We start from the raw sequence: 12,724 nt of genomic DNA, 5'->3' as shown, positions 1-12,724 counted from the left end.
CAAACATATATAGATAGTGTAGTATAAATACCATATTTTCTACATGTTTTTAACTTATTATTTTATTAGATATTTATCCAAGTTAGATAGGGTAATGTAAAATATTACTTTTCAAATGCTCTCTAACTCCATTTAAATATAAAACATCACATAATAAATTAAAACATATAATTTTAGGAGGAAATTTTTTTGCCAGAACAAGATGTTGGAACCGATTGGAGAAATGATTTTAAAAACTTGACTCCATCCGAGTTCTTTAGGAAAAACAAGCAAATGTTAGGTTTTACTGGTAAAATCCGTTCATTAACTATTGTATTCCACGAATTAATTACAAACAGTTTTGATGCAGCTGAAGAAGCTGGTATTTTACCAGAAATAGATATTGAATTAAAAAGAGTTGACAAAGAACATTATATCTTTAGACTCAAAGATAACGGCCCAGGTATTCCTGAAGATTATGTAATGAGAGTATACTGTAGTATGTTTGCCGGATCTAAATTTAGAAACATACAATCCAGAGGACAACAAGGATTAGGTTGTAGTGGTTGTGTACTACTTTCACAAATGACCACTGGTAAACCTGCTCGTGTAATTTCATGTTATAAAGAAGACGGCAAAATCAAAGGAGTAAAAATGAAATTCCAGATGGATGTGCAAAACAACCGTGGAATTTTAATGGAAAGAGAAGATTATCCTGCTGAAAGTACAGGAGTATGCATTGAACTCCAATTTAAAGAAGTTTCATATTCCCTTGCAGAACAAGGTGCTTTTGAATACATTAGAAGAACCATGATTGGAAACCCTCATGCTAAAATTACATTCAGAGACCCATCTGGACACAAATACATCTTTAAAAGAGCTGCAAACATTGTCCCAATCCTTCCAAAAGAAGTATTACCTCACCCAAAAGGTGTGAGTGCTGATGATTTAATGACAATGGCCCGAAATACAGACAGCAGAAGATATAAAAGTATGTTAACATCATCATTATCTAGAATGTCCAACAAAAGAGTTGATGAAATTTCTGAGATTACAGGAATAGACATGAACAAACGCCCAAAAGACCTAACATTCCCTGAAGCAGAAGCTATTGTACACTGCTTTAAGAAAATGAAATTCATGGCTCCTCCAACTGATGGACTTATACCAATCGGATCTGAACAAATTGAAAAAGGTATGAAACAAATTCTAAAACCTGAATTCGTAGCAACAATTACTAGAAAACCTGTAACATATCAAGGTGGTGTTTCATTCATTATTGAAGCAGGACTTGCTTATGGTGGAGATGCTGGAAGAGTTGTAAAAGAACAGAGAAAATCTGAAATTATGAGATTCGCTAATAGAGTTCCATTAACATTCGATGCTGGAAGTTGTGCTATTACCGAAGCACTTAAAAGTATTGATTGGAAACGTTACGGTCTTAAAGACTTAGATAATACTCCATTGACTTTATTTGTGAACATTATTTCAACACAGGTCCCTTACCTTTCAACTGGTAAACAAAGTGTTTCACCAGAACCTGAAATCGTTCATGAGATTAGACAAGCATCTATGAAATTAGCTCGTAAACTTCAAAAACATCTTAGAGCTAAAAAAGCAGCAAAAGAAAAAGAAAAACGTTCAAAAGTATTCGAAGAATATGTACCGGTCATTATTGAAGAAGCAGCTAAACTCGGAGAAACTGGAATTCCAGAATATAATGAAGTTTTAGCAAAAGTCACTAAAAGGGCTCTTGCAGAATTGCTTGGTGAAAAAGTTGAAGAAGATGAGGAAGAAGAAGAATTTGATGCAATTATCATGGAAGAAGTTGATGAAAGAGGATATGCAGTTGAAAAAGGAGATAGTACTTTAGATAACTTCGTTGATGATGATGCTGATGATGAATTCGAGGATTAGGTGATTTAAATGACTGAAATAAAAGAAGATCAAAAAACACACAGGGAAAAAAGGAAAGAATACACCTACAATAAGTTAAAAGGATTAGGTCAGGAAATCATTGAAAACATTGAAAAACAAAAAGTTCCTTCAATTAGAGTTCCGTCCAGAGGTACTGGAAATATTGTTTATGATGATGCTAAAAGATATTATGTATTAGGTGACAGATACGGTAGAAGATCTTTAGGTAACGTAAAACAAATCAGGAAATTAGGACAAATGGTTTATGTTGCTAATTTCTGTAAGGACTTAGTTGCTCGTGAAAAAACAGCAACAATCAGGGAAATGTATTATGTGTCCGAAGGTTGGGGAATAAGTTTTAAAACACAACAAGAATCCAACATTGTTGGAGAAGATTTAGAAGTAACCCTCGGAACTACTCGTGAAGATTTAGGATTAATGCCAGAGGAAGATGGAGCATCCGTATATGGAGACATTACCTTATTAGATGATGGTGTTGAAATTAATGCTGCAAAAACTGGAAAATCTGGTTATACCATTTCACCTACTATCGATCAAGTAGAATTCTTAGATTGTGGTGTTGAAAGAGTTATTGCTGTGGAAACTATGGGGATGTTCCACAGGATGGTTCAAGAAAATGCTCATAAAAGATTCAACACATTAATTGTTGGACTTAAAGGACAAGCTGCTCGTGCTACAAGAAGATTCATTAAAAGGGTTAATGAAGAAATAGGATTACCTGTTTACATCTGTAACGACGGAGACCCTTGGGGATTCCACATCGCACAAGTAATTATTTCTGGAAGTGCTAAATTAGCTCACGTTAATCATGATTTAGCAACTCCTGATGCTAAATTTATGGGAGTAACTGCATCTGATATCATCAACTATGATTTACCTACTGATAAACTCAAAGATGTTGATGTAATGAGACTTAAAGAACTTTCTAAAGACCCAAGGTATAAAAGTGATTTCTGGCAAACTGAAATCAAAAAGATGCTTAAAATCGGTAAAAAAGCAGAACAGCAATCTTTCTCCAAATATGGGCTCGAGTATGTAGTAGACACATACTTCCCACAAAAACTTGAAGAATTGGAAAATTAAATTTTAATTTTCCTTCCTACTTTTTTTATTTTTTATCTGCAAAATCAATCGATTTATTCTTTTTCTATTTTGAACATAACTAAAAATTAAATCCCCCTTTCAAGCTAATATTTATATACTAAAAAATCCATATACCCTAATAGGTATAGGTAGTGTTATTTATGAAACAATGTATGGATACTGAAAATTTACATAGACGACTTAAAAAAATCATAGGCCAATTAAATGCTATTGATCGTATGATTGAAGAAGATATTCCATGTGAACAGATATTAATGCAGGTAAATGCATCTAAATCAGCTTTACATAAAGTTGGACACATTATTGTTGAAGGACACTTGGAACACTGTGTTAAAGAAGCTATTGAAGAAGGCGACGCAGATGAAGCTTTGGGTGACATTTCATCAATTTTAGAATATTATTCCAGACTTTAATTTTTTTTTTGAAATAATTATATACCCTAATGGGTATACCTATAATTAGAGGTTATGATATGAATTTAAAATTTAATAATGAAGAAAAAATTGAAATCATATTTATCCTAATATCAACAATCAGTTTAATTTTAGAATTCACATTATCCATTAATTATCTTTCATGGATTTCAATAATATTATGTGGAATCCCAATATTCAAAGAATGTATTGAAGGATTAATTACAGAATTCGACATCAAGGCGGATCTACTTGTTTCAATAGCAATTATTGCATCCATAATTATTGGAGAAACTTTTGCTGCTGGTGAAATTGCAACAATTATGGCAATTGGAGGATTCTTAGAAGAATATACTGTATCAAAAGCACAAAATAGAATCAAAGAACTTGTAAAAATGACTCCAAAAGTTACAACACGAATAAAAAATGGAATTGAAGAAACAATACCTATAGAAGAAGTAAAAATTGGAGATATCCTAAAAATACTCCCTGGAGAAAGCATCCCTACTGATGGAATCATTATTACAGGAAACACATCCATTAATCAAGCTACACTTACTGGAGAATCAATACCCGTAGATGAAACAACAAATGACGAAGTATATAGTGGGACTATTAATCTTTATGGTTCATTTACAATGAAAACAACAAAAATAAGTGAAGACAGTTCTATTCAAAAGTTAATTAAGCTAGTTGAATCTTCAAAACCTGAAAATGCCAATATTGTAAGAACCGCAGATAAATGGGCTACAATGATTGTTATAATAGCATTTACCGCAGCAATATTAACATATTTATTCACATTTGAAATAATAAGATCAGTTACAATATTAGTTGTATTCTGCCCTTGTGCATTAGTCCTTGCAACACCAACAGCACTTATGGCAGCAACAAGCAATTTAACAAAATATGGAATTTTAGTCAAGAATGGAAAATCCATAGAGGAATTGGCTCATGTTGATGAAGTCATCTTCGACAAGACAGGCACATTGACTCATGGAACCTCAAATGTAGTTAAAATAATCTCAAAAAATCCACATGAAATGATGTATCTTCTAGCATCAATTGAATCCAAATCAGAACATCCCATAGCAAAAGCTATCGTTAAATATTACGATAATGATAATTTAGCAGAAGTTGATGACTTTAAGATACACATAGGTAAAGGAATTACAGGAAAAATTGCTGGAACACGAATAATAGCTGGAAATAAAAAGCTGTTGGAATCTGAAAATATCCAACTAGATTCCTGTAACACTAAAAACAATGACAAAATAGAAATTTTCGTTGCAAAGGAAAAAAAGTTAATTGGGAGAATATTTCTTGCAGATACAATACGAAATAATGCAACATCAACAATCAAAAATCTGAAGAAATTAAAAATCAAAACAACATTACTTACAGGAGACAATGAAAACACCGCAAAATCAATTGCAAATCAAATTAAAATAAATAACCTTAAATTTAATTGTCTACCAGAAGATAAAATCAAATACATAACAAATGAACAAATAAGAAACCATAGAGTCGCAATGATTGGGGATGGGATAAATGACGCTCCATCATTGAGAAAATCAAATGTAGGAATATCAATGGGAAACATCGGAAGTGACCTCTCGATTGAATCATCCAACATCACACTAATTAATGACAATATAGAAAATATTCCACATTTAATCGAAATATCCAGAAAGACGATAAGAACAATCAACATAAGTATTGGATTTGCATTAACATTGAATATAATAACTATGATATTGGCCATTTTAGGAATATTAAATCCTATTCAAGGAGCATTAATACATAACATCGGATCAGTTATTGTCATTATCTATTCTGCCATATTGGTCAACTACAAAAGTTCAAAAATAGATTACAAAATTACTCTATTCGATTAAACAAAACTTTAAATATTTAATATTTTATAAGATAATTTATAATAAAAAAGGTGAATTATTATGAGCGAAAAAGAAATTAAAGTTGTAGGTATGCACTGTCCTTCATGTGTAAACGCTGTGGAATTATGTTTAAAAGATGTTGATGGAATCGATGATGCAAAAGCAGACCTTGAATCTGGAATTACTACTCTCACATTATCCAGTGACGTAAGCGATTCAGACATTAATGAAGCTGTTGAAGAAGCAGGATTTAAAGTAGAATAACTCCTCTTCCATTTATTTTTTACCAAAACTATCTCAATCATTAAAATACTATTTTTTACTAATATTTTTCCAATTATCATCTTCTCAATTATCAAAAATAATTTATATCTTCAGGATGATTACTGCAAGAATAAAAACTTGATAACATAATAAGTCACCTTTAGAATAATACCTCATAACAAATTATCCTCAATTATAATTTACCGATTTGTAAAACAAACTATCAAATTATAAATAATTAAAAAAACATAAATTATAACATAATAAAAATTATTGTAAATTAAAGGGATTAAAATGAAAACTGTTGCAATTAATGGTTATGGAACCATCGGTAAAAGAGTAGCTGATGCTGTAGCTGCTCAAGATGATATGAAAGTAATTGGTGTAAGTAAAACTAGACCAAACTACGAAGCAAGAACTGCAGTTGAAGAAAAAGGCTATCCTTTATACATTGGAATTCCAGAAAGAGAACAATTATTCAAAGATGCTGGAATCGAAATAGCAGGTACTGTTGAAGACATGATTCAAGAAGCAGATATTGTTGTTGACTGTACACCTGGAAGCATCGGACCACAAAATCTTGAAATGTATAAAAAAGCAGGCGTTAAAGCAATTTATCAAGGTGGAGAAGACCATGAACTAACAGGTCTTTCATTTAATGCTATTTCTAACTACGATGATTCATACGGCGCAGATTACACAAGAGTTGTATCCTGTAACACCACTGGTCTAACTCGTACATTATCTACAATTGATCCAATTGGAGATATCAAAAAAGTTAGAGCAGTAATGGTAAGAAGAGGCTCAGATCCATCCGAAGTTAAAAAAGGTCCAATTAATTCAATTGTACCAAATCCGCCAAAAGTACCATCTCACCACGGTCCTGATGTAAAAACCGTTATGAAAGACATTGACGTAACAACTATGGCATTACTTGTACCTACTACATTAATGCACCAACATAACATCATGGTAGAACTTAATAATGATGTAGAAACCGAAGAAATAGTTGAAGCATTAGAAAAACGTTCTAGAGTTCTTGTTGTTTCTGCTGAAGAAGGTTTAGGATCTACTGCAGAACTAATGGAATATGCTAAAGAGCTTGGAAGAAACAGAAATGATTTATATGAAATCCCAGTTTGGAGAGAATCAATTAATGTTGTAGGTAATGAATTGTTCTACATGCAAGCGGTACACCAAGAATCTGATGTTGTTCCAGAAAACATTGATGCAATCCGTGCACTTTTAGAAATGGAAAGTGACAACGAAAAATCAATTGCAAAAACTAACAAAGCTATGGGAATCTTCTAAATTCCCTCTTTTTTTACTATTTTTTAAATGATTTAAATGAAACATAAAGTACTTTTTGGACCTGCAGGAAGTCCTGTTGATTATAAAGGCCCAGCATACAAAGCTCCGAAATATATTTCAGAAGAGTGTCTTGACTCTTATGAATACCAATCACCTTATGGTGTAAGAATTGGAGAATCTTCCGCAAATACTCTAAAAGAAGAATCCGAAAAACATGATATTTTAATTTCAATGCATGCTCCATATTATATTAATCTATGTGCAAAAGAAGAATCAAAACTTGATAAAAGTATTGGTCATTTAATAGCCGCAGCACGTGCAGGCGAATGGATGGGTGCATATAGATTGGTATTCCACCCAGGAGCTTACATGAATAGAAAACCTGAAAAAGCAATGGAAATATCCAAAAATACTATTAACAGATTATTTGAAGAACTTGAGGTAGAAGGAATTGAAAAATTTACATTTGCACCAGAAACAACAGGCAAAAGAACACAACTTGGAAATGTAAATGAAGTTGTGGAGTTATGTGCAACTTTCGACCATTTTGAACCAACAATTGATTTTGCGCATGTTCATGCAAGAGGAAGAGGATTTTTAAATAAAAAAGAAGATTACAATTGTATTTTTTCAACAATCGAAGATAATTTAGATATTGATATTCTTCATTGTCATTTTACAACCATTGAATATAGTAACAGTGGCGAAGTAAAACATCATACTTTAGATGAAAATGATGAATATGGACCAAATATTCAGGACTTACTCTCTAATCTAATCGACAATGGATGGAATGCAAATATCATATGTGAAACTCCACTCCAAGATATCGATTCGATTAAAATGAAAAAACTATACGAACAAATGATTTAATAATCTTTTACAGAGTTTATTAAATCATTCATATTCTCAAAAAGACAATTAATCTCATCATTATCCTGATTATTAGAACTTAATTCATCAATTAAATCATTCATTTTATCAATGAATGTATGTAATATTTTGACTTTATTTTCAATACAAAAATATCATGATTTTCATTAATTGTCATATGACAATAGTTTAACATTTTATAAATACTATGATTTTCTCAATTTTAAAATGACAATTTCAGAATCAGTTCCCCATCTCATTGGAGTGTCCATTGAACCTACACCTGTTGTAACATGTAAATATTTACCTGATTTATTTTTAAATAATCCTCTATTATACCCAAACATCATATCAGAAAACCAAACTACTGGATAAAATTGTCCACCATGAGTATGACCTGAAAGCTGAATATCAAAACCTAATTTTGAAAATTCCCCCCAATAATAAGGAACATGATAATTTATAATATTAATTAAACTTGAGTTTAAGCAATTTTCATCCAATTTTGGAATGCTCCTATCACCAAAGCTAAATGTCAATCCAAATATACTTAAATCCCCAAATTCCTTTCTTTCATTGTCTAAAACAATAATTTCCGCATTTTTACAGGCCAATAGAACATTATCAATTCCAGGATAGAAATCATGATTTCCAGGAGTAAACACTATTGGCATTTCAACATCCTTAAATGCTAAAAAGTCATCAGGTTCAACAGTTGAAGAACCATCTGCCAAATCACCAGAAATAATGGCTAATTCACAAATGCCTTCAAGTTCCTTTAATTTTTTAGCTACTGATTTAATAGTTTTTTTATGACGTATAGATCCAAAATGAATGTCAGATAAATGTGCAATGTTAATATCTCTAAGTAAATCATCTATTTTTAATGTTTTTTCATTGATTACTAATTTATTGGCCTTGTAAAAATTATAAAGACCTAAAACAGGCACTATTAAAATTAAACCTAAAGTTACACTAAATAGTAACATCATGAATGTTCCAATTATATAAATAATTAAAATATCAATCAAAAACATTACAGACATCCACATCCAAATACCATCAACTGTTGTGAGAAATCTTCCAACAATAGTTGACTTTTTAGCTTCAAAAAACATTGGAATACAATGAATTAATCCAATTAAAACTGAAAGAATAATTAAATATACATCATTAAGTCCACCAAACAGAAGCAATAAATATTTCAATAGAAAAAATTGGAATATCATATAGAATGGAGTGATAAATATTACTCTTTTTGACCTAAAACTCATAACAACACCATATATTTATTATATCCCATCAAATATTTAAATAATTAAAACAAATGATAGACATATAAAAAAATATTGGAGGCGAGTGACTTGAAAAATGATAACAAAATAGCTGAAATTAAAGCAACTAATCAAAAGCAGCAAATGAAAAAAGCAGAAAGTAAAGAATGCGCTGAATGTATCATTTTAAAACCTGTTGGTTATCCATTTGAATTCAATCTAATGGATGAACATATTGAAATTACCAACAAAGAATTATTTGAAGAATATGCTCGTGAACAATGGATGGGATTAGTTGTAAAAGAAAATTCACATTTATTTGATCAAAAAATTATTCCCGATTATGGTTTTGAAGTTATAAAAGCAGAACCTAATAACTCAATAATCTCTGAGACAACTAGAATAAAACTAGTTACAGATGAATTAAAAAATAAAAAAGACAAACACGCATTTAAAACAGATGTGCATATTTCAGATATTGTCGGGCAAACAAATGCTAAAAATAAATTTAAAGTTATAACAAAATATTTAGAAAATCCAGAAAAATTTGGACCTTGGGCTCCTAAAAATATACTGTTTTACGGACTTCCAGGTACTGGTAAAACTATGATGGTTAAAGCAATAGCTAATGAGCTGGAAGTTTCATTGTATTTAATTAAAGCAACATCATTGATTGGAGATCATGTTGGTGATGGTGCATCTAAAATTCATGATTTATTCAAGAAAGCCAGTGAAAACTCACCATCAATAATATTCATAGATGAAATTGATGCAGTCGCACTTCATAGATCATTCCAATCCCTGAGAGGAGATGTTTCAGAAATTGTAAACTCCCTTTTAACAGAAATGGATGGAATTAGTGAAAATGAACATGTAATAACTATTGGTGCTACAAATAATCCTAGTAGTTTAGATTATGCAGTTAGGAGTAGATTTGAAGAAGAAATTGAATTCAAATTACCTAATGACAAAGAAAGGTTAGCTATTTTAGAAAATAATCTAAAAAGTATGCCGTTGGAATATGAACTTGATTTAGAAAAAATTGTTAAAATTACTAAAGGATTATCTGGAAGAGATATAAAAGAAAAAATATTAAAAACTTCTCTTCACAATGCAATTGCCAATGACTGCGATATTATTACCATGAAAAACATAGAGTATTCCATAGAATTAACTAAAATTAAAAATAAAGATGTAAAAGGAATGTTTGAATAAGTTAAACATTCAAATTAATTAAAAATATATTCACAAGCTGCAATTACTTCCTTGTTTTCATCTTTAGCAGCTTTTTTAACTTTTTTAGAAATATCATAAAAAATTTTGTTGACAATTGAATTTGTTAAATTATCCAAAACTTTAGTACTACCATCTACATTAGACAACTTAGCATTAGCTTTTTCTATCTCACGTTGCCTTATATCTTCCATAGATGCTCTTAAATTACCAAGTATTTCATCAACATCTATCATTTTAAAGGATTCTTGAAGTAAAATGAACTCTTCATTGATAATGTTTTCAGCTTCACCAAATTCCTTTTTTCTAAGACGAGTATTTTCATCAGCAATCTCCCTTAAATCATCAATATTAAATGATTTAACACCCAATTCCAAAACATCTTCAGAAATATCACGAGGATTTGCAATATCTACCATCATCACATTTTCATAGTCCATATCAATTCCTAAAAGACGTTCTTTAGTAATGATTGGATGCGGAGCACTAGTAGCACTAATAACTAAATCAGCAGTAGCTAAATATTTTTCCAAATCATTGAAAAGAATAGCTTGACCTCCCAAATCTTCAGCAAGTTGAACAGCAACATAAAAAGTACGATTTGCAACAAAAATAGCATTTAAATTCTTTTCGGCAAGTGCTTTAGCAACTAATTTGCCCATTTTTCCAGCACCAATTACCAAAACAGATTTATTATCTAGTGAACCAATATGTTTTTCAGCTAAATCAATAGCTGCAGAACCAATTGACACTGATCCTTTATTAATATTGGTTTTTTTCCTAACAACACGACCAACATGAATTGCTTTAGTGAAAATTAAATCTAGAACTTTACCACAATGACGGTTTTTCTCAGCCTTATGTTTTGCATCTCTAACTTGACCTAGAATCTGATCTTCACCTACAATCATAGATTCCAAACCAGAAGTCATACGCAATAAATGCATAACTGCTGATTGACCATAATCAATTACAATACTCTTATTTTCATGAGACAGTAAAACATCATCTTCGAGAATATTATTATTATGGATATAATACTCTTTTCTATTACATGTATTAATCTCAATATATTCACCAATAGAATATTTTTCCTGTAACTTAGTGAACAGTTCATCTATCTCATTTGCAATAACTTCCATTGATTGAATATCTGCAATTTTATGATCAACTCTTAAATTTAATATCAAAATAATCCCCTTATTAACTCATCAATATAATCCTTAGCTTCATTAACTTTCCCATTTTCAATCAAAATATTAATTTCTTCATCTGCCAATATTTCATAAAGACATTTCCTGCGCTCTTTTTGATTTTCAACAACATTTTTTAATTTACTTCTAGCATAATCTTGAAGTTCAATTTCTAAAATATCTTCTTCAGTGATTATTGACTGTATTTTTTTTCTAAGCTGGCGAGCCATTAAAGGACTTTTACCACCTGTAAAAATAGAAAATTCAATTCCACCAATGTTGAAACTTGTTGGGACAATCACATCCCCTTCCTGTGGAAAATCTGCACGATTAATAAGTTTACCTTTAGCAATTCCACAAACATAATCAGACAACTCCCGATCACCACTAGCTATAACAACCAAATCAGACCAATTAACCAATTTATTAACATCATTAGTGGAACATAAAATAGCTCCTTTAGATTCCAATTCATTAGATAATTTATTCCCTGCTAATTTAACATTAGCTCCATGGTCTAAAAATTTATTTGCACGCCTGGTTGCAACTTCACCAGTTCCTAAAATAAAAACATTCAAATTGGCTGTTTTCAAGTAAAGAGAAGTCCAATCCATTTTAATCAGAATTTTCAAGAGATTGTGCGCGTAAAACTTTCACAGCAGCTCTTAAGTCATCATTACATTCAGTTAAAACATTCATTGCTTCAAGTTTTGTGATATTAAATGTTTCAGCTAATGCTTCTGCTTTCTCATCGGGAGCTGGTTTTTCAACACCAACTAACCTTTCAGATAATTCTTTTTTTAAGTCTAAATATTCATCATGACTCATTCCCATATTTTTTAAAGTCATGTCTCTTAATGGGCAAGGTTTAGATGGTTTACAACACCATACAAGTGACCCAAAACAAGTCCCTGCTCCATCACCTAATCTAGTTTCTTTAGCAAATTGAGTTTTAATATCAATATATTCTTTAGGAGTTAAGTTAACTTCCTGTAATGCATTTAAAACAGGACATGGTTTAACTGGTGGACAGCAAAAAGCAAGCCCCCTAACATCTCCCCCTCTACAAATATGAGATGGCGCATCTTCCCAAGTCATAATAAACCTCCAATTCATTCTTCATTATTCGATTATCATTATAAAATAACAATATAATTTATTCTAACAATGAACATATATAAATCTTTTTTATAAATAAGGCTTATTTTAATAATGATTAAATTTTTAATATTTTAATTACTAAT

12 protein-coding genes are annotated in these 12,724 nt (G+C 30.8%); 8 read left to right on the top strand and 4 right to left on the bottom strand.

All coding sequences use genetic code 11. The features are described from left to right. The first annotated feature begins 189 nt into the window (after positions 1-189). The 7 genes from top6B (at position 190) to ACR0P1_RS00030 (ending at position 7,780) form a co-directional block, all read left to right on the top strand. On the top strand, positions 190-1,896 hold the full coding sequence (gene top6B, locus ACR0P1_RS00060) for a DNA topoisomerase VI subunit B (protein WP_432644369.1): 1,707 nt from the start codon (positions 190-192) through the stop codon (positions 1,894-1,896). A gap of 9 nt (positions 1,897-1,905) precedes the next feature. Then, on the top strand, positions 1,906-3,000 hold the full coding sequence (locus ACR0P1_RS00055; RefSeq protein WP_432644368.1) for a DNA topoisomerase IV subunit A: 1,095 nt from the start codon (positions 1,906-1,908) through the stop codon (positions 2,998-3,000). Positions 3,001-3,161: 161 nt separating this feature from the next. Then, positions 3,162-3,434 (top strand): metal-sensing transcriptional repressor, encoded by a 273-nt coding sequence (locus ACR0P1_RS00050; protein ID WP_432644367.1) that lies wholly within the window; start codon positions 3,162-3,164, stop codon positions 3,432-3,434. Between the two features lie 59 nt (positions 3,435-3,493). Beyond that, positions 3,494-5,332 carry a heavy metal translocating P-type ATPase gene (locus tag ACR0P1_RS00045; protein WP_432644366.1) on the top strand — a complete coding sequence of 613 codons (1,839 nt, stop codon included), beginning with the start codon at positions 3,494-3,496 and terminating at the stop codon, positions 5,330-5,332. A gap of 60 nt (positions 5,333-5,392) precedes the next feature. Beyond that, positions 5,393-5,596, top strand: a complete 204-nt coding sequence (locus ACR0P1_RS00040) for a heavy-metal-associated domain-containing protein (protein WP_432644365.1) — start codon at positions 5,393-5,395, stop codon at positions 5,594-5,596. 294 nt (positions 5,597-5,890) lie between these two features. After that, the gene (locus ACR0P1_RS00035) at positions 5,891-6,907 is read left to right on the top strand and encodes a phosphorylating glyceraldehyde-3-phosphate dehydrogenase (protein ID WP_432644364.1); all 1,017 of its coding nucleotides are present in this window, start codon (positions 5,891-5,893) and stop codon (positions 6,905-6,907) included. A 36-nt stretch (positions 6,908-6,943) separates the two neighbouring features. Next, positions 6,944-7,780: a TIM barrel protein gene (locus ACR0P1_RS00030; RefSeq protein ID WP_432644363.1), complete on the top strand. Its 837-nt coding sequence runs from the start codon at positions 6,944-6,946 to the stop codon at positions 7,778-7,780. Positions 7,781-7,986: 206 nt separating this feature from the next. Here ACR0P1_RS00030 and ACR0P1_RS00025 read toward each other — a convergent pair whose 3' ends face one another. Next, the gene (locus ACR0P1_RS00025) at positions 7,987-9,054 is read right to left on the bottom strand and encodes a metallophosphoesterase (RefSeq protein WP_432644362.1); all 1,068 of its coding nucleotides are present in this window, start codon (positions 9,052-9,054) and stop codon (positions 7,987-7,989) included. Positions 9,055-9,144: 90 nt separating this feature from the next. On the opposite strand from ACR0P1_RS00025, the gene ACR0P1_RS00020 reads away from it, so the two are divergent. Next, the gene (locus tag ACR0P1_RS00020; protein ID WP_432644361.1) at positions 9,145-10,269 is read left to right on the top strand and encodes an AAA family ATPase; all 1,125 of its coding nucleotides are present in this window, start codon (positions 9,145-9,147) and stop codon (positions 10,267-10,269) included. Positions 10,270-10,283: 14 nt separating this feature from the next. Here the strand turns inward: ACR0P1_RS00020 and hemA are convergent, their stop codons facing one another. Genes hemA through ACR0P1_RS00005 form a run of 3 tightly spaced genes read right to left on the bottom strand, consistent with a single transcriptional unit; the run spans position 10,284 to position 12,578 of the window. After that, complete coding sequence (hemA, locus tag ACR0P1_RS00015) at positions 10,284-11,477, bottom strand: glutamyl-tRNA reductase (protein WP_432644360.1); 1,194 nt, start codon at positions 11,475-11,477, stop codon at positions 10,284-10,286. Then, entirely contained in the window at positions 11,474-12,094 is a 621-nt protein-coding gene (locus tag ACR0P1_RS00010) for a precorrin-2 dehydrogenase/sirohydrochlorin ferrochelatase family protein (protein ID WP_432644359.1), read from the bottom strand. Before ACR0P1_RS00010 ends, hemA begins: the two co-directional genes overlap by 4 nt. Before the next feature lies 1 nt (position 12,095). Continuing rightward, entirely contained in the window at positions 12,096-12,578 is a 483-nt protein-coding gene (locus ACR0P1_RS00005; RefSeq protein ID WP_432644358.1) for a methanogenesis marker 9 domain-containing protein, read from the bottom strand. Positions 12,579-12,724: the final 146 nt, after the last annotated feature.

It is taken from the genome of Methanobrevibacter sp. (genome assembly GCF_050872065.1).
In the GTDB taxonomy this organism is placed as follows: Archaea; Methanobacteriota; Methanobacteria; order Methanobacteriales; family Methanobacteriaceae; genus Methanocatella.
This window is presented reverse-complemented; position numbering and strand designations above follow the sequence as displayed.